General features: G+C 64.4%; 17 protein-coding genes. 6 read left to right on the top strand and 11 right to left on the bottom strand.

The features are described 5' to 3' along the window. Positions 1 to 45 precede the first annotated feature (45 nt). The 5 genes from KHN96_RS19370 to KHN96_RS19350 all read left to right on the top strand — a co-directional run bounded on the left by KHN96_RS19370 (position 46) and on the right by KHN96_RS19350 (position 6,032). Complete coding sequence (locus KHN96_RS19370; protein WP_062738464.1) at positions 46 to 2,529, top strand: fimbria/pilus outer membrane usher protein; 2,484 nt, start codon at positions 46 to 48, stop codon at positions 2,527 to 2,529. Positions 2,530 to 2,579: 50 nt separating this feature from the next. Continuing rightward, a complete protein-coding gene (locus KHN96_RS19365; RefSeq protein WP_238587563.1) occupies positions 2,580 to 3,263 on the top strand; it encodes a fimbrial biogenesis chaperone in 684 nt (227 codons plus the stop codon). Further along, on the top strand, positions 3,260 to 4,276 hold the full coding sequence (locus KHN96_RS19360) for a fimbrial protein (protein WP_062738462.1): 1,017 nt from the start codon (positions 3,260 to 3,262) through the stop codon (positions 4,274 to 4,276). Before KHN96_RS19365 ends, KHN96_RS19360 begins: the two co-directional genes overlap by 4 nt. A 144-nt stretch (positions 4,277 to 4,420) precedes the next feature. Further along, the gene (locus tag KHN96_RS19355; protein WP_052698608.1) at positions 4,421 to 5,206 is read left to right on the top strand and encodes a winged helix-turn-helix domain-containing protein; all 786 of its coding nucleotides are present in this window, start codon (positions 4,421 to 4,423) and stop codon (positions 5,204 to 5,206) included. 88 nt (positions 5,207 to 5,294) lie between these two features. Next, on the top strand, positions 5,295 to 6,032 hold the full coding sequence (locus tag KHN96_RS19350; RefSeq protein ID WP_062738461.1) for a response regulator transcription factor: 738 nt from the start codon (positions 5,295 to 5,297) through the stop codon (positions 6,030 to 6,032). Between the two features lie 598 nt (positions 6,033 to 6,630). Here the strand turns inward: KHN96_RS19350 and KHN96_RS19345 are convergent. From KHN96_RS19345 to KHN96_RS19325, 5 genes are all read right to left on the bottom strand, one after another. Further along, positions 6,631 to 7,356: an OmpW/AlkL family protein gene (locus KHN96_RS19345; protein WP_062738460.1), complete on the bottom strand. Its 726-nt coding sequence runs from the start codon at positions 7,354 to 7,356 to the stop codon at positions 6,631 to 6,633. 160 nt (positions 7,357 to 7,516) lie between these two features. Further along, entirely contained in the window at positions 7,517 to 9,457 is a 1,941-nt protein-coding gene (locus tag KHN96_RS19340; protein ID WP_062738459.1) for an acyl-CoA synthetase, read from the bottom strand. Positions 9,458 to 9,462: 5 nt separating this feature from the next. Then, positions 9,463 to 10,416: a fumarylacetoacetate hydrolase family protein gene (locus tag KHN96_RS19335; RefSeq protein WP_062738458.1), complete on the bottom strand. Its 954-nt coding sequence runs from the start codon at positions 10,414 to 10,416 to the stop codon at positions 9,463 to 9,465. A gap of 48 nt (positions 10,417 to 10,464) precedes the next feature. Then, positions 10,465 to 11,535 carry a VOC family protein gene (locus KHN96_RS19330; protein WP_045787035.1) on the bottom strand — a complete coding sequence of 357 codons (1,071 nt, stop codon included), beginning with the start codon at positions 11,533 to 11,535 and terminating at the stop codon, positions 10,465 to 10,467. Positions 11,536 to 11,545: 10 nt separating this feature from the next. Next, positions 11,546 to 13,177 (bottom strand): bifunctional 3-(3-hydroxy-phenyl)propionate/3-hydroxycinnamic acid hydroxylase, encoded by a 1,632-nt coding sequence (locus tag KHN96_RS19325; protein ID WP_062738457.1) that lies wholly within the window; start codon positions 13,175 to 13,177, stop codon positions 11,546 to 11,548. A 218-nt stretch (positions 13,178 to 13,395) separates the two neighbouring features. On the opposite strand from KHN96_RS19325, the gene KHN96_RS19320 reads away from it, so the two are divergent. Then, a complete protein-coding gene (locus tag KHN96_RS19320; RefSeq protein ID WP_045787037.1) occupies positions 13,396 to 14,151 on the top strand; it encodes a TetR/AcrR family transcriptional regulator in 756 nt (251 codons plus the stop codon). A gap of 42 nt (positions 14,152 to 14,193) precedes the next feature. Here the strand turns inward: KHN96_RS19320 and KHN96_RS19315 are convergent, their stop codons facing one another. From KHN96_RS19315 to KHN96_RS19290, 6 genes are all read right to left on the bottom strand, one after another. Further along, complete coding sequence (locus tag KHN96_RS19315; protein WP_062738456.1) at positions 14,194 to 14,865, bottom strand: PqiC family protein; 672 nt, start codon at positions 14,863 to 14,865, stop codon at positions 14,194 to 14,196. Further along, the gene (locus KHN96_RS19310; RefSeq protein ID WP_062738455.1) at positions 14,865 to 16,460 is read right to left on the bottom strand and encodes a PqiB family protein; all 1,596 of its coding nucleotides are present in this window, start codon (positions 16,458 to 16,460) and stop codon (positions 14,865 to 14,867) included. Before KHN96_RS19310 ends, KHN96_RS19315 begins: the two co-directional genes overlap by 1 nt. A 47-nt stretch (positions 16,461 to 16,507) precedes the next feature. Further along, the gene (locus tag KHN96_RS19305) at positions 16,508 to 17,839 is read right to left on the bottom strand and encodes a paraquat-inducible protein A (RefSeq protein WP_062738454.1); all 1,332 of its coding nucleotides are present in this window, start codon (positions 17,837 to 17,839) and stop codon (positions 16,508 to 16,510) included. Between the two features lie 99 nt (positions 17,840 to 17,938). Then, positions 17,939 to 19,402, bottom strand: coding sequence for an efflux transporter outer membrane subunit (locus KHN96_RS19300; protein ID WP_045787041.1), 1,464 nt, complete (start codon positions 19,400 to 19,402; stop codon positions 17,939 to 17,941). A 2-nt stretch (positions 19,403 to 19,404) separates the two neighbouring features. After that, the gene (locus tag KHN96_RS19295) at positions 19,405 to 22,572 is read right to left on the bottom strand and encodes an efflux RND transporter permease subunit (protein ID WP_062738453.1); all 3,168 of its coding nucleotides are present in this window, start codon (positions 22,570 to 22,572) and stop codon (positions 19,405 to 19,407) included. Then, a complete protein-coding gene (locus KHN96_RS19290) occupies positions 22,569 to 23,735 on the bottom strand; it encodes an efflux RND transporter periplasmic adaptor subunit (protein ID WP_062738452.1) in 1,167 nt (388 codons plus the stop codon). Before KHN96_RS19290 ends, KHN96_RS19295 begins: the two co-directional genes overlap by 4 nt. Between the last annotated feature and the right edge of the window lie 332 nt (positions 23,736 to 24,067).

The raw sequence follows: 24,067 nt of genomic DNA, 5'->3' as shown, positions 1-24,067 counted from the left end.
TTGCCCACTCCTTGCTCGCCGGAGAAACCGCCGGCCCATTCAGACGTGAACTTCAAGCAACGGATCCTCTGCGCCAGCATTGCGGCCATCTGGTTGGCTGCAGACGCCGGCGCCACTGAATTCAATACCTCGTTCCTCAGCATCGACGGCGCGAGCGATGTGGATCTGACGCAATTCGCGCGCGCCGATTACACGCCGCCCGGCGCCTATCTGCTCGACGTTGTCTTCAATGGGCAGTTGCTTTCCCGAGAGCAGATTGAATTCGTGGCGGCACCGGGCGACAACACGCGGGCATGCCTGCCATCAGGCCTGGTCGCCCAGTTCGACCTGAAGCCCGGGGTATCAAAGTCGCTGAACATCACCCAGGATGGCAAGTGTGTTGACCTCACCAGCATCGACGGCGCCGTCGTCCGGCATGACAAGGCATCGGGCCGCTTGCTGATTTCAGTCCCCCAGGCCGCACTCGAATATGCGGATGCGAATTACGTCCCGCCGCAACGCTGGAGCGATGGCATCCCCGGAGCGATGCTCGACTACCGGCTCATCGGCACCACCCAGCAGAGTCAGTCCGGACACACGACCACGCTACAAGGCTACGGCACGGTTGGCGCAAACGCCGGTGCATGGCGCGTTCGAGGCGACTACCAGGCTCAGCTGGCTTCCGGCGCGGCGTCCGATTTTGGTGGATCGTCCAATACATTCCAGTTCAATCGGCTGTATGCATATCGGGCGCTCCCCACGATCCGCTCGACGGTATCGCTCGGGCAGACCTACCTGAACTCCGACATCTTCGACACCTTTGCACTGACCGGCGCAGCCGTGCAGAGCGACGACCGCATGCTGCCGCCGGGCATGCGGGGCTACGCAGCACCCATTACCGGCGTTGCGCGCACCTATGCCACGGTAACGGTCTCGCAGCAGGGCCGCGTGCTGTATGCGACGCGGGTACCGCCCGGCGCGTTTTCGCTGCAGGATTTTTCGGCAAATGTGCAAGGCACGCTGGATGTGACCGTGCAGGAAGAAGATGGCACGGAGCAGCGCTTTACCGTCACCACCGCCGCAGTGCCCTTCCTCGCGCGCGAGGGTGAGCTGCGCTACAAATTCGCAACGGGCACGCCGCGGCTCTTTGGCGGCAACGGCATCACGCCGGTCTTCGGATTTGCCGAAGTGGCGTACGGGCTGCCGCATGAAGTGACCCTGTACGGCGGCGGCATCGGCGCGTCCGGATACGGCTCCATTGCTTTGGGCGCCGGCAAGAATCTCGGCAAACTGGGCGCCGTCTCTGCCGACGTAACCTACGCGCGCGCGCACCTGTGGTGGAGCGGCGAGACGCAGACCGGACGCTCCTATCGATTCAACTACGCCAAGCACTTCGACACCCTGGATTCGGATCTGCGCTTCTTCGGCTATCGATTCTCGGACCGTACCTACACGAGCTTTCCCCAGTTCTTCGGAGATCCGACGGTGGCCGGGTTGGCCGGCAGCCGTCAACGCGTTTCGGTTTCATCGGCCAAGCGCCTCGGCATGCTTTCGACCTTCCTGACATACGACCGGACCAGCTATTGGGATCGGACGCCGGACGACCGCATCGGATTGACGCTTGCCAGAACGGTCTCGCTGGGCAATCTCCACAACGTATCGCTGAATTTTTCTGCGTACCACACACGCGGTTTTGCGGGCGGGAGCAACCAGGTGTTCCTCGCGATGACGATCCCGCTTGGAAACCGGCAGGTGGCGTCGTCCAGCGTCACGACGTCCGGCGCCGGCGGCCTGAACTTCAGTACGGGCTACTCGGGCAGCGACGACCAGGGGCTCAGCTATGCCGCATACACCGGCACCACGAACGGGCGCGCATCGCTGGCCGCAAACCTGCGCAAGCAGACCAGCACCATGCAGGTCAACGCGCAGGCATCCGCCACGGGCGATACCTATCGCGCGGCATCGCTCGAACTCGATGGCTCGCTGGTCGCCACCCGGTATGGCGTCGCCGCGCATGCCATGGGGATGAACGGCGACACCCGTCTGCTCGTCTCCGCAGACGGCGTACCCGGCGTGGCCTTTGCCGGCACGCAGGCGCGGACAGACTCGCGCGGCTATGCCGTGATCGGCTCCGTCGCGCCATTCAACATCTACGACGCGCGCATCAACACGAAGCGCACGTCGCTGGAGACCACGGTGAACAATCCAGTCCAGCGCGTCGTCCTGACGGATGGCGCCATCGGCTTCCTGCGCTTCGACACCACGCACGGAAGCAACGTACTTGTCGCGCTCATCGACGCGGCGGGCAAGGCCGTTCCTTTCGGCGCTTCTGTCGTGGACGTGGGAACCGGCAAGGAGCTGGGCATCGTTGGCGAACATGGTGTCGTTTATCTGGCCGGCGTGCGCCCCGGCACCGTGCTGTCTGTCAGGCAGTCGGACAAGCGCCTGTGCGATGTGGCCAACGTGCCTGCCGCACTCACGCTCACCCCTGAACCCATTGCCCTGCCCTGCACGGCGGGCGCCGATATTTCTGAGAGGAAACCTTCATGATCCGATCCGCTTTCGCCCCCATCCCGTACTTCGCAGGCCTGAGCATCCTGATGCAGCTTTGCTCACCGGTGCACGCGGCGGTCGTTCCGGACCGCACACGCATCATCTACAACGCCGAGTCGCAATCGGAAAGCCTGACCGTCGCCAACAAGAGCGAGAAGTATCCCTACGTGGTCCAGTCGTGGATCGAGGACGCTGCAGGCAAGCGCATCACCTCGCCTTTCATGGTGCTGCCTCCGCTGCAGCGCATTGAACCGAACGAGCGCAACATCCTCCGCATCGTGAAGCTGCCCGGCGATATGCTGCCGACGGACCGGGAATCGGTCTTCTATCTGAACGTGAGGGAGATTCCGCCCAAGACGGACGCGCAGAATGCGATCCAGATCGCACTGCACTCGAAGATCAAACTGTTCTACCGGCCCAAGGGCGTGCAACCCAAGCCCGAAGACGATCCGTCTCTGCCGATGACGCTGCGGCTCGACGCATCACGCCATAAGTTGGTGCTCGACAACCCGACGCCTCTTCACATCACGGTGGTGGAGCTTGCTGCGGGTGAAGAGAAAAAGACGCTGAAGTTCGATGCGGTCATGGTCGCGCCCAAGGCCACCGCTGAAGCTGATTTCTCCGGCGCGCTGCCGGCCACGCTGTACGTCTCTCATATGAACGACTGGGGTGGACAGAACGCCGTCAAGTACACCTGCGACGGCGCAACGTGCCGGAGCGCGCAGCCATGACGACGTCTGCTCAACGGTTCGTGGCGAAGCTCGCTTTCCAAGCCATGCTTGCACTGGCTTGTGTGCTCGGATCGCAATCGGCGATGGCCATGCGCTGCGTCGCTTCCGGTGGTGCCGACAAGTTTGTCGAGCCGATCGGCTCCGTGCAAACGTATCCTGTCAACGCGCCAGACGGCTACATCATCTGGATATCGCCCACGCGCACGACGACCGGCTACTGCTACAAGGATCTGCGTGCCGGCGTGTCGTGGGAGGACCCCGTCTTCTTCTACGCCAATCCCGCCAACATGGACCCCGCTGCCTGGGGTCTGGAGATCGGTATCCGCTACAAGGGCGTCGACCACTTCGGAGCCAGCAACCAAGTGGGCACCGGCGTGCCGACGGGCGACATCGTGCCCGTGTGTACGACCGCGGATTTCGATGCAGGCCTGTGCCCCAAAGTGCCGGTCAGCATCACGTATCAAGTCGTCGTCAGGAAGCGCGGCACGTGGACGGGCGTGCCGCAGGACACCTATCCCGTGTTCCAGTTCGACGGCGCACGCGGTTTGAACTGCTGTAATACGAGCTTCCAATACATCCTGAGCGGGCTGGAGAACCTGAAGCCGACGCCGTGCATTGTCGATGTCACGGTCACACCGGAGCCCGGCATCGTCGACTTCGGACAGGTTCAAGCCACACCGACAGGCTTTTCGCCCACGGCCCCGACCCGGCCGTTCAGCCTCGCGCTGACCAAGCAGCAGTGCACAACCTCGGTCAAGATCAATGGCTATTTCCAGACGTCGAACCCGCTGCAAGATGGGCTCGTGCTGCCATCGGCTGACAGCCGCTTCGGCATCAGCATCCAGGACCGGACCGGCAAGATGCTTCCGATCGGCGAGCCGTTTTCGCTGGCCACGTTTTCGCCATCGGACACCTACATCGATGTGCCGATGACGGCAACGCTCAAGCCGCTGGGCGCCCCGAAGATCGGGCCGTTCACGGCCGTGGTCACCGTTCAGATTCTGTACGACTAGCGCGAGTCGACAAGCAGTGAAAACAACGCACCCCCACGTAGAACGCAGCCCGGCGGGCTACGCACGGGATCGTATCCGTCCAATTGCGATGCACAGAATGGCGCCGTCTTTCTGGTCGCGTCAGATCGTCATTCGAGGTCAAAGATGAATCAGGCATGGGCTGTTCGGACGCTCGTCGTCGGGACTGATCGCTGGTGGCTCGATCGCGTGATAGCGGCGCTGCGCGAAGGCGGCTACAGCACAACGCACGTCAATGACCCGACAGGCGCACACGCGGCCGTCATCACTGCGAAGGCCGACGTTGTCCTTTTGTCGCTCGGCGCAATCGATGAAGAAGCACTTCGCGACCTGCGTTCTCTGCGTTCCAATGCGCACACCGCCCGGCTGCCGGTGATCGCCGCAGTGCGCGACGCCACACCCGCAGCACGTATCTCAGCCTTCGATGCGGGTGCCGATGAGGTCTGGAGCGGACAGTGTCACGCGGGAGAGCTGCACGCCCGCATCCGTGCGCTTCTACGGCGCAGCGGCTGGGTTGCAACGGAGCTGGAAAGCCGAATGCACAGTCTCCAACTGCACGCGATGTCGCATTCCGTGACTGCACAAACCGAACTCGGCCCCCGAAGGATTGTGCTCAGCCCCATTGCCTTCCGGCTGCTGCGCTTTCTCGTAGCCAACCCGCGGCGCGTGCACTCACGAGAAGAACTGTTGGCGCAGGTCTGGGGCAACTGCCTCTGCATCGGAAAACGTACGGTGGATGTGCACATACGCAAGCTGCGCATGGCGCTCGAAGGCACCCACTCCGAGGGATGGGTGCAGACCGTGCGATCCGGCGGATATCGATTCTCTCCGGCTGAGGACCTCGAACCCACCGATGGCGCGACATTCGAATACACCGGCAGAGAAGGCGAGGCGCTGACTCTGGGTCGGTAACTCGGCATGCCGACATCGACACCGTCGACATCATCGCCAACGGCTAGCGGCTTCCGGATAGCACGCCCGATTCACATCAGGAATTTCTATGCACATCGCGCTCGTCCATTCCGCATCGAACGACGGAGATTGGGTGGAAAGCACCTTGAGGCACCTCGGCCACGAGGTTGTTCGCTTGACAACGCTGGAAGCGCTTGTCAGCACCCTTCATCAGGCTTCGTACGATCTTGTTGTCTTGCATGACAACGCAGATCATGCGGACATTCTTGAAGCGCTGACGTTCCTGCGCTCACGCGCTCTCCAGACTGTCCCGGCTCTGATCTACGGCAGCAAACCAGACCAGCTTGCCATCGCCCGCCTGCTTGACGGTGGGGCAGACGACTATGTGGAAATGCCAACCGGAGCACTGGCGTTCTCAGCCCGCGTCACGGCGCTATTGCGACGCGTGTATCCCGCCCGCATGCACCAGGCCAGCTTTACCGTGGGCGCGTTCGACGTCATGCCCTTGCGACGCATGGTTCGGGTGCACGGTATTCCTGCCGACCTGACCGACATAGAGACGCGCCTTGCGCTGCTGCTGTTTACCAACATCGATCGCACCCTGTCACGCAGCCAGATCTTTGCGTTGGCCTGGGGGCGCACTGCTCCACTGATGACGCGGACCATCGACACCCATGTATCGCGGCTGCGGACCAAACTCGGGCTGTATGAAGACAATGGCGTAGTCCTGCGCGGGGTCTACAACGTCGGCTATCGGCTTGAGCGCTATTTGGTCCAGAGCGGCGAGGAATTTGTACCGGCACTGCCTTACGCCCTCCGTGCGTAGCGTTTCTGGCGCTCCGGTGCGATTGCTTTGAAGCCTGTGTTGCGAAGCCGGGTCTAACCCCGCACACGAGCCTCTGACGCCGGAACATGGCCCTCCAACATCCGGCATCGACCTTCAGCCGGTGGAAGACGCACCTCAAACATTCGCCTTCCGCTCTTCAAGCTCGACATGTTCGACCTCCGACAGCCGCCTTCGAGCCCCAGACGGTGGCGCTTCAGCCTCAACAGGTCAACGTCAAGTCTTTGACGGCGAAGCTCGGCCCTCGAAGCTCCGATGGGTCGGATGTTTTTGGGCCGCGTTCGGGCCTCTGAGGGCCGCGCGCCACTGTTCGACGGTTGCGCGCCGATGTTGGACGGTCAACATCGGACGTTTGACATCGGCATACGCAATCAACACCGTGACACTCGGCGCTCTGCGAGAGGACGACGTGGGGCGACGGGGCCGGGTTGGCCGCTGCCGGTCCGGCGCATTCCCGCGTCGAGCCGGAATGCCAACCCGCAAGGTGGGCACCCGACGCATGCCTGCAATCCCGCTACCTCGGGTCAGCCGTGAAGGCGTATGGCTCCCGTGCCGCATGCCTTTTGCGCCTCCCCCCGTTTTAGAACCGATACCCCACCGACAGAAAGCTCGCCAACGGGTTGATCCTCACCTTCGTCGTCGTTGTCACGGTGCCCACCGGCGCTTGCGTCGTCAGCGTGGTCTTGGTGGACAGCCACATATACGACAGCGATGCGCCGATCGACCAATGTGCGTCGAGGTTGTACGTCAACCCGGCATTGACGAGGGGCGCGAACGACTTGCTCAGCGATGCCGTGGTCGGGCCGACCAGCATGGAGCCCGTGGTGGGCGAGGCGAGAATCCGCCCCGTTGCCAGCGGCCGGCTCAACTCGATATCCCGATACCACACATAGGCCAGCCCCGCGCCAAGATACGGCCTCAGGCGCGCATCCGGGTCACCAAAGTGGTATTGCAGTTGCACGGCCGGGCTCCACGCCCGTGCGGTGCCCATTTCGCCGACCGCCGCCAGCGATCCGGTGCCGCGCAGGTGCAGCTTGGGCGGAATGCCGAACACCGTTTCCAACGCTACATGGTCAGTGACGAAATACCGCGTGGTGAGCGCAAAGGTATTGGCGTTGGCCAGCGTGGACCCGCTGCCCGGCACCACGGCCGATTGCCCGAGCGCATTCACCGTCAGCGGTTGGCTGGAATCCTGAGGGGCGAGATGCACCCAGCCCGTGTTGACGACCCACTGCCCTGCCGACTGCGCATGGGCGAGCGAGGTCGCCGCGAGCGACAAGAGCATTGCCGCGCGTGTGGTCTTCATGTTGTCTCCGTTTTTTTTAATGTAGGGACTGCAACTGCTGGAATGCGCCGTGATGCGGCGCGGGGCACTTCACCCGCTCATGCGACATTGGATGCGACGGTGGGCGGGCGAGGAATTCCTCCTTCGTTTCGATGCGCCACAACGCTGGCGCATCCGCACTTCAATTGATGGAAAAGGGAAATGGGAAACGTCCAAGCACTTCACGTGCGGTGGCAATCGATGCGCAGGCGTCGAGCTTGACCGACGCAACGAGACCTCTGGACTTGTCTTCCGCCACCTCCAGCGCCTCAAATGCGATACCCGCATCCTTGAGGGCAGCAGACAGCGCTTCGCGCGTTTCGCGGTGCTTGAGTGCGGGCTTGAAGATCTTGCCCACGGCGGTCAGGGGCATGGCTTCAATGATGTTGACCTGCCGGGGCAGCGCCGCACGTTCGGCAATTTCGGCCTTCAGGAAGGCGAGCAGATCGGCTTCGGTGGCGGACGCACCGGCGCGCAGCTGCACGTAGGCAACCGGCAGCTCGCCCGCATGCACATCCGGGCGCCCGACGGCGGCGGCAATCTGCACGGCGGGGTGACGATGCAGCGGCGCTTCAATGGTCTGCGGATCGATGTTGTGACCGCCGCGGATGATCAGCTCCTTCTTGCGGCCCGTGAGCCAGAAGTAGCCCTGTTCATCCTGCCGAGCCAGGTCGCCGGTATTGAGCCACCGCCGGCCATCGCCCGTATCGATCCAGAGTCCCTCGTTCTGCGCGGCCTGGCGGTAGCCCGAAAAGACGTTGGGGCCCGACACCAGCACCACGCCCACCTCGTCTACCGCGCAATCCCGCATGTACGTGCCGCCCTCGTCCAGCACGACGGTCTTCATCGGCTGCATGGGCACGCGCAGGCCGATGGAGCCAAGACGGCGCTCGCCCATGGGCGGGTTGACGCTGCTCACGCAGGTCGCCTCTGTCAGCCCATACCCTTCGAGAATCTTGATGCCGGTCTGCTCCTGGAAGCGGCGAAAGACTTCGACCGGCATGGGCGCGGCGCCGCAGAGGCCGTATTCGAGCGATCGAACATCGCGCTCTCCAACGGGCACCTGCAACAGCGAAGCGTAGAGCGTCGGCACGCCGCTGAAGAAGTTCACGCGGTGGTGCTCCACGATCTCCCAGAAGCGCTGGATCACGCCCTCGCCGCGATAGCCTTGTGGCGTGCCGAGCACGACATGCGCGCCCCTGGAAAACGGCAGCAGCCCGGTCACCAGAACGCCGTTCACATGGAACAACGGCAAGCCGCAAAACACCACCTTGCCGGGGCCGATGCCTTCGCCCAACACCTGCGCCGTGCTCCACGCGTTGGCAACTTCATTGCCATGCGTGCGCATCGCGATCTTCGGCAAGCCCGTGGTGCCGCCGGTGCAGAAGTACGAAGACGCATCGTGCGCAGCAATGTGCCGTCGGCTGTTCAGGCCGTCTGCACGCTGCGCCTGGATCGCGCTGTTGAAATCGTGGACGCGCACTGACATCGGGACTGCACCATGCACGCCCTGCGGGCCCAGCAAGCGCAGCACTTCGTTCTTCTGGATCTGCGCGGCACATTGCGCTGCGCCATGCACGCGGTCGGCCAGGTTGACCAGCACCAGGTGCCGCAGGCTCTTGATGGCGGGCAAGTGCGGCTGCAACTTGACCCACGTATCGGTGCCGGGAAACGGTGCCAACGTGACCAGCACCGACGCACCGGCGGCATTGAGCAGCTCGGCCAGCGCGGGCCCTTCGAGCAGCGGATTGAACGCTGCGACGATGCCGGCCGCCTGGCCGCCCCAGATCACGAAATGTGTTTCCGGCAGGTTGGGCAGCACAAACGCGATCACGCTGTCTTTCTTGACGCCGATGCTGTCGAAGAAATTGGCCGTCTGCGTGATGCGTTCAAGAAGCGCCGCGTAGCTCCACGTCTGCGGGGTGCGGTGGTCATTGACGCTCAGAAAGAAGCTCAATGCCGGCGCCTGCGGATTCAGGCTGGCGCCGCGACGGATCATTTCGTAGGTGCTCGACGGAAGATCGGGCGGAAGACCCTGCCCTTCCGCGGCTTCCACGTCCTGCAGGCTGGAAAAACCGGACATGGCGCTTACTCCTCGGCAACGATGCGATTGCGCTGCATGCCCAGATCGATCCGCCCATCCGCCGAATGGATCCGCGCTTCCACCACGTCGCCAGGCTTCAGGTACTGAGGGCGCGCGGCCTGCACTTTCAGGAACATCTCCCACTTCGCCTTCTCGGGCAGCATCGCGGCCATCTTCTGCTTGGTCGGCGAGGGAATCGACAACGCGCAGCCCGCCGGCGTGCCCGTGGCCAGCAGATCGCCTGCTTCGAGGTCATGCACGCGGGACAGCTCGGTCAGCGTCTCGGCCGGGCCGTAGACGAGGTTGGCCGTCGTGTCGTTCTGCCGCAGCTTGTCGTTGACGGTCAGCTTGAGCTGCAGACTCCGGAGCGCCGGGATCTCGCGCGGTTCCAGCAGCGTGAGCCACGGGCCCACCGGCCCGAACGTGCGGAACGACTTGCCCTTGTAGAACTGCATCTGCGGGATCTGCACGTCGCGCGCGGAATAGTCGTTCACGATCACGGCGCCCGCCACATATTCGTGCAGGTTGTCTTCGGTCACGTCGACTGGCCCATGCATCGCCTTGCGCATCACCAGGCCAAGCTCGATCTCGTAGTCGAGAAACTGCACGCGCTTCGGTTTGATCACGTCGCTGTCGGCCGCGACGATGCAGCTCGATGCCTTGGTGAAGATCATGTTGTACGTCTTCACGTCCGGGTCCATGCCGGACTCGATCATGTGCTGGCGGTAGTTCGCGCCCTGGCAGATGAACTGCTGGTTGCGCGTGACCGGAGACAGCAGCTTCACCGCCGACACGGGCAGTGTTTCTCCACTCAGCGCAGCAAGCTCAGCAAACGTGGTGTTGCGAACCAAGTCACCCGTCGTGGCATAAGTGCCGGGCACGGGCGTGATGCGGGTATCGCGGATCACGCCCCATTGGGTCTGATCCTGGTATTCAAAGCGAACGATATTGATGGACATGGCGAACGATGCGTTGGATGGATGACGGCCGACGTCGCTTGTGCGGCCTCAGGCAAAGAGCCGGGCGAGCGTGACGAGCTTGCGCAGCGTCAGGTCGGGGCTGCGCCGCAGGTTGCGGATCAGGGCCGCAATGGCCGCCGGTGTCAGCTTCGGCTTGGTGAAGCTGGCCGGCATGGCCTGGCCCCACTGCGACATGGCCTCGCGGCTGACGGGGTGAATGCCGGTGGGCAGATCGGCGGTGAACAGGTCACCGTCGCAGTAGTGCTCGTGCTTGTCGCCCCACGGGTCTTGCCAGTAATCGAAAATCTGGCTGCCGAGGATGTGCCGGCCCAGCCCCCAGGCGTGCTTCCACCCCTGCTCGCGCAGCATGCGGTGGCCCATGCCGACGGCATCGGCGTCGATCAGTTCGAAGGCGCTGTGGCTGTACTTCGACACAAAGCCCTGCGCCAGCGCGAGCGTGTGGTGGTCGGCCGGCGTATCGCCCAGATCCAGCCGCATGAATGCAACCGCAGGCGAGCCGTCGGGCAACACCTGCACGTCGCTCGGGATGAAACCGAAGTGCTGCGTGTACCAGGCGCAAGTGGCCTGAAAGTCGGCCAGCTCCAGGACGACATGCCCGAGGCGAATCACCTCCGGCGTGCCCACGGGTGGCCGCTGCGTTGCGTTGATGCGCACGGCGGCGTCTGCCGAGTTGAGCGGCAACGGTGAACGGTGCGGCAATTCGGTTGTCTGCGCCTGACCCGCAATCGCATCGACGCGGAACCCGGACGGATCGACGAGTCGCACGCGATCGCCACCACCCGGCCAATCCGACGGCTCCACGGTCGAGGCTCCGGGTAGTTTCGCCAGGGCATCCAAGGCGGCGCGTCCGGCCACCTGCAAGCCGAAGCCGGCAAAGGCGGCCTTTGGCGCCTTGCGCACGACATAGCAGAACGGCGCGGGGCCGGTGCCGCGCAAGAGCAATGTCGCCTCGTCGCGCTGAACCGTCACGAGACCAAAGTCATTGAGGAACCGCTCGGCGCGCTCGAGGTCGGGCCGATCGAACATCAGGTAGGCCAGCGCCAACGCCTTGGTCGTCGGCTGCGGATGGCGTGCAGGCTGTGCTGTGGTGAGTTTCATGGCAAGGCACTCAGGCGGATTGAACGGCAGCAACGGCAGCGGCGGTGTCCGCTGCGGGCATGGGCGCAGGTTGGTTGCCGAGCAGCGCCAGGCTTTCGCAAACGAGGCGGTCTGCCTGGGCGGCTGGCCCGTCATGGGCGACCGTGCGGTCCGGACGCGCGACGGCCGCCCAACCCACCGGCACCGCGTCGGGAAGGAACGTGCCGTTGAGGTCTTCCCAAACGCCGGGCACCTCGCGGTGCAGAGGCTGCCCGCGATGCGCGATCCGAACGAACGTGCCGCCCAGGCGTTCGAATGCCGCTGCCGTTGCGGGCTCCAGCGCCGCGCGGGCGTCGCAGCCGAAACCGACGAGCGTGTAGCCGTGGCCGAGCACGTCGTCGCTCAGGCACGTGTGCCCCTCGGCATTCCTGACCCAGCCCTGCGGGATCACGCCACCGCGCATCAGCTTGGTTGACGAACATCCTTTGACGAACAGCCCGGTCTTGAACGCGTTCTTCGGCTTGATGCGCAGTTCTTCAAACTGCGAGCGCAGGCTGGGCACCAGCCGCGTCAAGCGCATCAAGCCGTGCGTCAGCAGCGCGATGGGCGCACTGCGCGGCATCACCAGCTTGCCCATGAACCGCGCGAGATTGATCATGGCTTTCGCGTGCGGGCGGCGCTCCTCGTCGTAGGTGTCGAGAATCCGCGCATCGGCCCGTCCTTGCAGCACCCAGGCCAGTTTCCAGCTCAGGTTGGCGGCGTCCCGCAGCCCGGCGACCAGCCCTTGGCCGACAAACGGCGGGGTGATGTGCGCCGCATCGCCAACGAGGAACACCCGGCCCACGCTGAACCGGTCGACGGTTCTGGCGTGAAAGCGATAGACCGCCTTGCGTTCGATCGTGATGTTGTCAACGTCGGTCCATGGCGCCAGCAGCTCGCGAATGCGGCCGTCCGACTCCATCTCTTCACGTCGCTCGCCCGGCTGGAGCATGAACTCCCAGCGCTCGCGCGCGCCTGGGGCGACCATGTGCGGCGTGGGGCGCCGGTGGTCGCAGAGGAATTCCACATGGTCAATCGGCCGTGGAACGTGACGCGCATCGACGATGAGCCAATCCTCCGCATACGTGGTGCCGCGAAATTCCTGCCCGATCAGGTGGCGCACGAGCGAACTCGCCCCGTCTGCGCCCACCAGGTAGCGGGCGCGGACCCGGTGCACCTGCCCGCGGCCGATGTCCAGCGAAGCCAGTACGCCATCCGGCAGATTCGTGAGGCTGAGCAGCGTGGTGCCGAGCGCGACATGCACATCCTCGTGCGCGGCCAGGCGTGCGCGCAGGCAGCGCTCCAGATCGGGCTGATAGAACGTGACGAGCTTCGGATGGCCATCCAGGCTGCCCAGCGTGTTCACCCGCCCGAATTCGCCCAGCCAGGGTGAATGCATGCGGACGTGGGGAATGGCTACCGTTTCGAAATCCCCTTGCCCGATGCCGGCCTGTTGCAGGATCCGCAGGGCCTCGTTATCCAGCGCAATGGCACGCGGGGCCATGTAGATGTCGGGAGCCTTGTCGATCGCCATCACGCTCACGCCGTGGCGCGCAAGCAGATGCGCCAGCATGGCCCCGACGGGGCCGAGCCCGACGACAAGGACGTCCACCTCAGATGGCATCGCGCCAGCCGCCCGGGGGCGTGCGCCAGCCGTGGCGCGTGAACTGGCACGCGCATGTGCATTTGTCTCCACCGCTACTCCGTTTCTTTGTCTACGTCTTGGTCAGGTTTTTCACCTTTTCTGACATTAGAGTCATCGCTGATGATTTTGTCAATGTCGACATTCAAATCTATAATTGCAGCCACGACAAGGACCACAGGACGGACCCCAAGACCATCATGGCCACCACCGAGACTCGCCGAACCCCGAAGCGCTCCGTCGCAAAGACGCCTACCCCTGCGGCGCCTGCCACCGACGAGCGCGAGCCCCGTGGCGCACGCCGCAAACGGGAAACACGCGCGCGGCTGCTCGACGCCGCGCTCCGGCTCATGGCGGATCGGGGCATGGAGGGCGTGGCCATCAACGAAATCACCGAGGCCGCGGATGTGGGTTTCGGGTCGTTCTACAACCACTTCGAATCGAAAGAAGCCATCTACGCCGCACTGGTGAGCGCGGTGTTCGAGGAGTTCGCCGATTCGCTCGACAAGCTGACGGAAGGGTTATCCGACCCGGCCGAGATCATCTCGGTGTCGGTGCGGCATACGTTGGTTCGGGCGCGGCGCGAGCCTGTGTGGGGACGCTTCCTCATTCGCGAGGGCTTCTCGGCGCGCGTGCTGACGCACGGCCTCGGTCAGCGCCTGCTGCGCGATATCGAGCGCGGCATCGCGGCAAAGCGGTTTGTCGTGGTGGATCCGTTCATCGGATTCCTGTCGGTCGGCGGCACCGTGCTGACCGCCATCTCGGCCGAACTCAACTTTCTGGCGCCCGGTGCGCCAGCCGCGGATGTCGTCAAGGAGCTGGGATTTTCTGGGGACCATTTCCCCGAGCGCACGGCGGCGGCGCTGCTGCAGACGCTGGGGCTCAAGCGCGCTGAAGCCGAAAAAGTGGCCGCCCGGCCGCTGCCCGTTGTGGAAACAGCCGACAGCGCAAGCTGACCTGAGCGCCCGCGTGGCAACGCGGGCGTCTACGCAAATCACCTACCTGGCGACGGTACTGGCCGCCGAATCCAGGCAATCTCGCTTCGATCGCGCGACCTCTGACGGTTCGGCAGCGTCAGCCACCACCGCTTCGGCCATCTGCGAAGCCAGCGCCTTCAGCGCGCGCCGATGGCCTTCTACCACGCCGTCAATACCAGCGGAGACGTCCTCCTGGACGACGCTGCGGCACGTCAGCAGTTGACGGTCATCCGCAGTACGAATCGTCCAGACGGCATCGATCAGGACGTGCGAGCCGCGCCACGCATCAAACCGCTGTACATCGACGGCCACGCGGTAGATCGGCCTTTTCCCATCGTAGGGAAGGCCGTGCAGGTCCATCGTGCCGGTCTGCAACGCCAGCCCGGACGACAGCGCCGCACGGATCTCATCGCCCACGGGCGACGCCCAGCGGTCCATTTCCAGGACGTCGACCTGCCCTGAACCGGCCTGGACGACCAGCCGCCTGCCCGCCACCGACGGCGGAACGCGCACCGACACCACATCAACGAAAAAGGCGCGTGCGGGTGCCTGCGCCCGTGCGGCCACCGCAACGCTATCGGCATCACCACCTAGCAAGCTGTGAAAGCGCGCCGGCGGCGAGCTGCATGCCGCGAGCACTGCGCAGACAACCACGCCGGCACCGACGCGGCAAATTGGGAGCCACGACACCATCACCGTGCATCTCCTTTTTTGCCGAACAGCAGCGATTCAGGGTGACGCTCCAGATAGTCCGTCAGCGCATTGACCGATTGAAGCGTGCGCGTCAGTTCCTGCATCGCGTCATGCACGTCCGACTGGAGCGGTGAGTCCTGCCGCAACGTCGCCTGCGCTGCATTGAAGGTCTGCTGTGCGGAGGCCAGCGTGTCCCGCGCCTGCGGCACCACGTCTGCGTCGAGATGACCGAACAGGCGGTTCGCATTTTCGAGCGTGCCATTCAGGTTGTTGCCGATCTTGTCGAACGGCACCTGGTTCAGCTTCTTCGCGATGTCGGCAAGCTGCACCTGCAGTTCATCCAGCGAATTCGGCACGGTCGGCAACTCGACCGGGGACCGGTGGACATCGACCGTCGCACGTGGTGCCTTGGGGAACATGTCGAGCGCCACGTACAACTGGCCCGTCAGGAGGTTGCCCATGCGCAACTGCCCGCGCAGCCCTTGCATGACCAAGTGCTGCAGCAGTTCATGGCCGCCTGGCGTGTCCGGCGCAGGAAGCGAGGTGTTGGTGCGCCGGCTCAGCCGCGACGGATACAGCGCCATCGTGACGCGCATGCTGAACGTTTTGCCAGCCTCGTCGTATTCAATGCCGATGTCGGTGACGTTGCCCAGCGCAATGCCGCGCAGGTCCACGGGCGCGCCAACAGACAGGCCACGCAGCGACTGGTTGAACCGCATGACCACAGTCAGCGGCGCACCGTCGGGCTCGCGCATCGCATCGGCTTCATCGGACGCCAGGTGGAACACGGTGCTATCCGGTGGCGGGGGCCCATCCGCCTGGCCCGGCGGCGACTGAAACGCCAGCCCACCGACGATGACGGTCGCCAGCGACTGCGTATTCAGCTTCAAGCCGCTGGAATCGAGCCGCAGGTCGACCCCGCTGGCATGCCACCAGCGCGTGTTGGTGCCCACGTATTTGTCGTAGGGGGCGTTGACGAACACCTTCACCTGCACGCCCCCACCTTGCTTGTCCAATGCAAAACCCACCACCTGCCCCACTTGCAGATGGCGATAGAAAACCGGCGCACCAATATCGACCGAACCGAGCGAATCGCCGTGCAGCGAAAACTGGCGCCCTTGCTGATCGGTGGTGACGGATGGCGGACTCTCCAGCCCGACAAACTGGGTCCGGCTCTCTTTGGAATGCCCAATATCCACGCCGATATACGCGCCGGAAAGCAACGTGCCCAGCCCGGAGATGCCGCTCGCGCCCACGCGCGGGCGGACCACCCAGAACCGGGTGTCCTTGGCCGCAAAGCGCTCAGCTTCACGCGCCAGTTGAATCGTCACCATCACGCGCTTCAGATCCGGCGTGAGCGAGATGGCCTGAATCGTGCCGATCTCGACATCCTTGTATTTGACCTTCGTCTTGCCAGCTTCGAGGCCTTCCGCATTGGCAAAGGTGACGGTGACGACCGGGCCTTTCTCGGAGATGGTCTTGGCGACGAGCGCGAGCCCGATCAGCGCGGCGATCAACGGCACGAGCCAGACCAAGGACGGAAGCCAGCGCCGCGGCGGCGTGATGTCGGGAAGGGGGAGATCGATAGGACGCATTGCTTGGAAAGAAGAGGTGGCGAACGAGGGGTGTGCGCGGGATGCGTTCAGGAGTCGCTTTGCGCGGCGTCGGCATCGGCGTCGGGGATCGGGTCCCAGATAAGCCGGGGGTCGAATTGCATGGAGGCGACCATGGTCAGGATCACCACCGCGCCAAAGGCCAGTGCGCCCGGGCCCGCGGTGATGACGGCGAAGGAGCCGAAGTGCACCAACGCAACCGTGAGCGCCACGACGAACACATCGAGCATCGACCACCGGCCGATGCGTTCGACCAAGCGATAGAGCCGTGTCCTTTCGTGCGGACGCCATGTGGAGCGCCGATGTGCCGCAAATACCAGCACCGCAAGAATGGCGAGCTTGAGCATCGGCACCACCACGCTGGCAATGAAGACGACGGCGGCCAGACCCCAATCGCCGGACGTCCAGAAGTACGCCACGCCGCTCAGGATGGTGTCGTCTTCCGAACGGCCGAGCGAAGTGCTGTGCATCACCGGCAACAGGTTGGCGGGGATGTAAAGCAGCGCAGCGGCAAGCAGCAAGGCGGTTGTCCGCGAAACGCTGGCCGGGCGGCGTTCGTGCAGGATCGAATGACAACGATGGCACCGCTGGTGTGCCTCGCCCCGCTGAAACGGTTGGACGCTGCCGCATGTGTGGCACGCCACGAGCCCCGCCTGCTTCGCGCAGACGCCCTTGACCGGGTCGGCCACGACGGCTTCGTTCTGCGGCGAGTCAGCTCGCAGTTCAGCAGACGGCGTTGCGCCATCCCCTGCCCTGATTTCGTCGCAGGCATGCCAGAGCCTGTGTGGATCGAACCGCGACACAAGCGCCAGCAGCACCGTCAACGCGGCGAATGCAAACAGGCCGGCACCGGGAATCACCCGCGCGAGGCTGATCATCTTCACCGTCGTGACGAGCACGCCCAGCATGAACACTTCGATCATTCCCCAAGGCCGCAGCCATTGCAGGAAGCGGATGACGTGGCGAAAGCCAGGCGTCACAGTGCCCGCGCGCAAGGGAAGCAACACGTACAGCAAGGCGACCAGTTCCATCGACGGAAACAGCGTGGTCGTGAACCACACGGCCGCAGCCACCCAGCGCATGTGCCCCGCCCATAGCGAAGACACCGCGTCAAACAACGTGGCTTGCGACGCCATGCCCTGCGCCCTGAGGGTAATGATCGGGAAGCATTGGGCGATCAGCAGCGTAATGAGCGCCGCAACCGCCATTGCCGATACGGCGTCCAATGTCGGGCGGGCGCTGTGGACACTGGTCAGGTCGCTCGCACAACGCGAGCACCGGACGTTCAAACCGTCCAACATTGGCGGCCGCCGAAACATGCGGTCGCACTCATGACAGGCAATCAGGTGGGCGGATTCCATGGGCGTGGACTAAGCCAATCGACTAGCCAAGCGACATTGCAGGCGAAGCACGGCACTCCACGCTTGTGGCGTGGAGGCCGAGCCCGACCCAGGGCAATGTCAGTCTTTGGCGATCGTCTGAGCGGTGGTTTCGGGCAGTTCGCCCATGGCCTGCAGCAGCGCCGCCGTGTCGCTCATCCGGCGGCTGGTCGCACGCACGGTGTCGAGTTGCGCAGTCAGGTACTGCTGCTCGCTCGACTGCTCCGCGGATGCCGGCAGCGCACCGAGGCGGCGGCGCGATGCGGTCTCGTTGAACGCTGTACGCGCTGCGGACGACGCCACTTCGGCTGAAGCGAGCGTCTGCGCGTCGTTCTCGAGCGCGGCGAGCGCATCGGCAACGTTTTCAAATGCCGACAACACAGCCGACTTGTATTGCAGGACCGCGGCGTCATACAGCTCCAGCGTGGCCCGGCGGTGCGCCATCAATGCGCCGCCGTGGAAGATCGGCTGCGACAGCCCGGCGCCCACCGCCCATAAGCCGCCTGCACCTGAGAGCAACGCCGGCCAGCTCAACCCACCGCGACCGAGCGAGGCTGTGAGCGACAGGCTTGGGAACAGCTGCGCGGTGGCCTCGCCCGCGTCTGCGGACGCTGCCCTGACTGCAGCGGCGGCAGCGCGGATATCCGGCCGTGCCCGCAGCAGATCCGATGGCACCGCCACAGGCACCTGGTTCGGGAGCGAAAGGCTGCTGAATTCCGGCACCGCGGGCGCTGCGTCCGGCGTGCGGCCCAGCAACACGGCCAATGCATGGATGGACACCGCACGCTGTTGACGCAGCTGAGGCAGCGTCGCCGCCAGCGACGCGGCGCTCTGCGTGGATGCCAGCGCCTGCGCATGTGAGAGCGCCCCCAGCTCGTACCGCCGTTGGGCATCCCGCGCCGTGGCGTCTGCCACCACAACGAGACGCTCCGTCAAGGCGATCTGCTGATCCAGCGCGGCCGCATTGATGACCGTGCCGACAATATTCGCTGCGAGCGCACGCCGTGCTGCCTCCAGTTGGCAGCCACGCACATCCACCCGCGCCGCGCTCGCTGCGTTGGCATAGCGCGTCGCACCGAAGAGATCGAAGGTGTAATGCGCCTGCAACTGCCCAACAAACACGTTGTAGCGCAGTGCCTCGGGCCCCACGCCAGCGAGGTTTGGCGTACGCTGGCGCGCAACCTGCGCCCCGGCGTCGAGGGACGGCAATGTTGATGCCCCTACCTGCGCACGCAATTCCTCCTGCGCGGCGGACAAGGTCTTCTGCGTTGCGGCCAGCGTGGGGTTGTTGCGCAAGCCCTCTTCCACCAGCGCGTTCAATGCATCGGAGCGATAGAGCTTCCACCACTGCGGCACAGGTGCGGCGCCCACATCAAACTGCTGGGCAACGCCTGCAGCTTCCACCGTCTTTGCAGGCGGCGTGGTCACGCCATAGTGCTCCGGCGAAGGCACGGCTGGCGGCGTGCTGGTCGGTGCCAAGGAGCACGCCGTGAGCGCGAGCACCGATGTCGCTGCAAGCGCGCACGTCATACGAGAGAGTTTCATGATCAATTCTCCAGGGCTGCGGTGCCGGTCGGAGGCACTTGCCGTTCGTCCGGCCGCACCTTGAAACACGCGGCATACAGCGCCGGCAGGAAGAAGATGGTCAGTACCGTGGCGATGGTGATACCGCCCATCAGCGCGGTGGCCATCGGCCCGAAGAAGCCGGAGCGCAGCAGCGGAATCAGCGCCAGCACGGCGGCGGCCGCCGTCAGCATGATGGGCCGGAAGCGCCGCACCGTTGCGCCGATGATGGCGTCGAAGCGTCTCTGGCCGGCCGCGATGTCCTGGTCGATCTGGTCCACCAGGATCACGGAGTTGCGCATGATGATCCCGAACATGGCAATCACGCCGAGCAGCGCCACGAACCCGAACGGCTTGCCGAACAGCAGCAGCGCAGTCACCACGCCAATCAGGCCCAACGGTGCCGTCAGCACGACGATGAACGTGCGCGAAAAGCTCTTGAGCTGGATCATCAGCAGCGTCAGTACGGCAATGATCATCAGCGGCATCTCGGCATTAATGGACGTCTGTCCCTTCACGCTCTCTTCCACCGCGCCGCCAATCTGGATGCGATAGCCCACCGGCAGCTTGGCGCGTTCGTCGGCCAGGGCCTGGTCGATGTCACGCGTCACGCCAATGCCCTGCGCGTTGCCGCGTACGTCGGCCTGCACCGTGATGGTCGGCTGGCGATCGCGTTCCCAGATCACGCCGTACTCGAGCTTGTTCTGCATATGCCCAAGCGCGCCGAGCGGAACCGGGCCGTTGGGCGTCGGCATGGCCAGGCCGGCCAGCCTGGCGGGGTCGACGCGTTCCGTCTTCGGCGCGCGCAGGTCGACGTTGATGAGCTTGTCGCGTTCGCGATACTGCGTGACCGTATAGCCGGACAGCGTCATGGCGAGGAAGTTGGAGACATCCTCCGACGTCACGCCAAGCTGACGCGCCTTGATCTGGTCGATCTCGAACGACATCGAACGTTCTGCCGGTTCATCCCAGTCGAACTGCACGTTCTGGGTGCGCGCGTCGGCACGGACCTTCTCGGCCACCTTCTCGGCGATGCTGCGCACGGTGGCGATGTCGTCGCCGCTCACGCGGAACTTGATCGGGAAGCCCACGGGCGGGCCGTTCTCGAGCTGGGCCACACGGGTGCGCACGCCGGAGAAATCCTTCTCGAGCGTGGCGTTGAGCCAGCGCGAGAGCGCGTCGCGTTCTTCAACGTTCTTGGCCGTGATCACGAACTGCGCGAAGTTCGGCTGCTGAAGCTGCTGATCCAGCGGCAGATAGAAACGCGGAGCGCCGGTGCCGACGTAGTCGACAAAGTGTTCGATCTCCTTTCGACCGTCGAGCGCTTTCTCCAGGCGCTTGGCCTCGCGCAGCGTGGCGTCAAACGACGCCCCTTCGGGCAAGCGCAGATCCACCAGCAATTCGGGGCGTTCCGAATTCGGGAAGAACTGCTGGGGCACGCGCGTGAACGCCGCCATGGCCAGCGCGAACAGCACCGCCGTCACACCCAGGATCACCCATCGGCGCTGGATGCAGAACGCGATCCACCCCGACAGGCGCTGATAAAAGCCGGTGTTGTAGATGTCGTGGTCATGGCCATGTTCAGAGGCGCCGTTCTTGTGCTCGGGCAGCATGTGATAACCCAGCAGCGGCACCAGCACCACGGCAGCAAACCACGACACGATCAGCGAGATGGCGGACACCTCGAAAATCGAGCGCGTGTACTCGCCCGTGCTCGACTTGGCGAGCGCGATCGGAAGGAAGCCGGACACCGTCACCAGCGTGCCGGTCAGCATCGGGAATGCCGTGCTCGAGTAGGCAAAGGCGGCGGCGCGCAGGCGGCTCCACCCTTGTTCCAGCTTCACGGCCATCATCTCGACGGCAATGATGGCGTCGTCCACGAGCAGCCCCAGCGCCAGCACCAGGGTGCCGAGCGAAACCTTGTCGAGCCCGATGCCGAAGATGTGCATGCACAGTGCGGTCACCGCCAGCACGATGGGGATGGAAATCACCACCACCATGCCCGTGCGCAAGCCCAGCGATACAAGGCTCACGATCAGCACAATCGCCACGGCTTCACCGACCGACCGCACGAATTCGTCCACCGAGTGCTTGACGGCATGCGGCATGCTCGAAATCGGAGACAGCTTCAGCCCTGCCGGCAGCGTCGCCTGCAGTTCACCCGCCGTTGCTTCGAGGGCTTTGCCGAGGTCGATCACATCGCCGCCCTTTTGCATCGTGACGCCGATGCCCAGCACGGCATGGCCGTTGGCGCGCATCTGCGTCACGGGCGGGTCGTCATAGCCGCGTGTGATCTTGGCGATGTCGCCCAGCCGGAAGGTGCGCTTGTTGACGGTGATGAGCATGTCGGCCAGCGCCTGCACATCCTTGAACGCGCCGGTCGGCCGCACGAAGACGCGGTCATCGGCGGTCGTGATCGTGCCGACCGGTGCCACGGTGTTCTGTGCGTCGATGGCCTGTGCGATCTGCTGCGGCGTGATGGCGAGGCGGGTCAGCTGCGTGTTCGAGATTTCGATGAAGACGTGCTGGGCCGGATCGCCGAAGTAGTCCACCTTGGCGACGCCGGGCACGCGCAGCAGAACGGTCCGCAGCTTGTCTGCATAGTCGTGCAGCTGCGCCGGCGAGAAGCCATCGCCTTCCAGCGCATAGATATTGGTGTAGACATCGCCGAACTCATCGTTGAAGAACGGTCCGACCGTGCCCTTGGGCAATGTCGCGCGGATGTCGCCCACTTTCTTTCTCACCTGATACCAGGTCTCGGGCACGTCCTTCACCGGCGCCGAGTCCTTCATGGCGAAGAAGATCATCGACTCGCCGGGGCGCGAATAGCTCTTGATGTTGTCGACATACGGCGCCGCCTGGAGCTGGCGCCCGATGCGGTCGGTGATCTGCTCCTGGACTTCGCGCGCGGTGGCGCCGGGCCAGTACGTCTGGATCACCATCGTCCGAAACGTGAACGGCGGATCTTCCGACTGCGCGAGATGCGTGTAGCCAATCACGCCAAAAAGCGTCGCCAGCCCAATCAGGAAGATCACCAGCTGCTGGTGGCGCAGAGCCCATGCCGACAGGTTGAAGCCGCCTTCGTCCGCCTGAGATGCAGACGCCGCGGCCGGCGCCGTGCCTTGCACGGTTTCGCGATCGTCGGCGCTCATGATGCGAAGTCCTCAGGGTGCAGCGGGGCAACCACCTGCACGTGTTGGCCGGCGTTCACGGCGTGCACGCCCTGCATCACAACGCGATCGCCGTCGTGCAGGCCGGAAGCAACCAGCACGCTGCGCTCGTCGTAACGCGCGATGGTGACCGGGCGCAGCTCCAAGGTATCTGTGTTGGCGCGCACCACCCAGACTGCGGGCTCCTCGCCACGGTGAAAGAGCGCCGTGACCGGGAGCTTGAACGGACGCGCGGCTCCCGCCTCGCCCTTGGCATCGAAGGCGATCGTGGCGGTCATGCCCATGCGCACCGCCGCGTTCGGCGCCACGAGAGACAACTTGACCCGCCACGTCCGGCTTTGCGAATCGGCCGTCGGCGATACCTCGCGCACGCGCGCCTCGAACGTTTGCGAGGGCGCGGCGGGAAGGCTCACGCGAGCCTTGCTGCCGATGGTCAGCGAGGACAGTGCGCTCTCCGGTGCATCGCAAACGATGTCGACGTCGCCCGTCCAATCGAGGTGATAGACCGATTGACCTGCCTGGACGTTCTGACCGGTGTCGGCGTCCTCCGACGTGATGACGCCATCGTGGTCTGCCACCAGCGTCGCGTAGCGCAGGCGATCGCCAACGAGTGCGGCCTGCGCGCGCGCCGAATCGCGTTGCGCAAGCGCGGATGCGTAGGCGTCCTGCGTCTGCTCCATCTGCGCCGGCGCGATCAGGTTCGCCTGCAATTGGGCGCGGTCGCGGTCAAGCTGTTGCTTGGCATAGACGAGACGATGTTCAGCAGCTTCCAGCTGCGCCCGAGCGTTGGCAAGGTCGTTGCGCAAATCAGCCTGATCGAGCATCGCCAGCACCTGGCCTTGCTTGACGCTATCGCCGATGCGCACGCGGCGCTCGACCACTTTGCCGGCAACACGGAACGACAGCGGCGTGGAGTACCGCGCCTGCACCTGCCCCGGCAGTGTGTTGGCAACGGCGTTGCCGTCCGGGTGCAGCGTCAGCGCAACGACCGGTTTGGGCGCGCTGACCAGGGTTTCGCTGTGGTGACAGCCCGCCAGCAGTACAGCGCAGCAGGCAGCAATGACAAGGGGCGCACGTTTGGAACGCCCGACAACGGACAGGTGGGGGCGCGCTGTCGTTTGCGCATGACGACCGGGATGTTTCACGATGTTTCCAAGCAAGTGATGGCCTAACGAACAATGGGTAACGCACACCCAGGAGCCGCGCCTCTTCTGTGCGATCGGCTCTCCGGTTACGCGTAACGGAACTCGGATGTCGGGTACGCGAGTCGCCTGTCTCCACGGCGTTCAGGAACCACTTCTCGGCGAATGGCTGCACTCAGCCGGCAAGCAACGGCGGACGGCTCTCTGGCCTTTTCGCCTGGGTGCTTGCCCCATCACCGCGTCCTAACTCAGGGCGCATCACCCTGATCGACCCTACATTCCGACATTAAACTCATAACTGATAATCTTGTCAACTATGACGTAAGACACTATCA

Origin of the sequence: Ralstonia mannitolilytica (assembly GCF_905397375.1) — a bacterium.
GTDB classification, from domain to species: Bacteria; Pseudomonadota; Gammaproteobacteria; order Burkholderiales; family Burkholderiaceae; genus Ralstonia; species Ralstonia mannitolilytica.
This window is presented reverse-complemented; position numbering and strand designations above follow the sequence as displayed.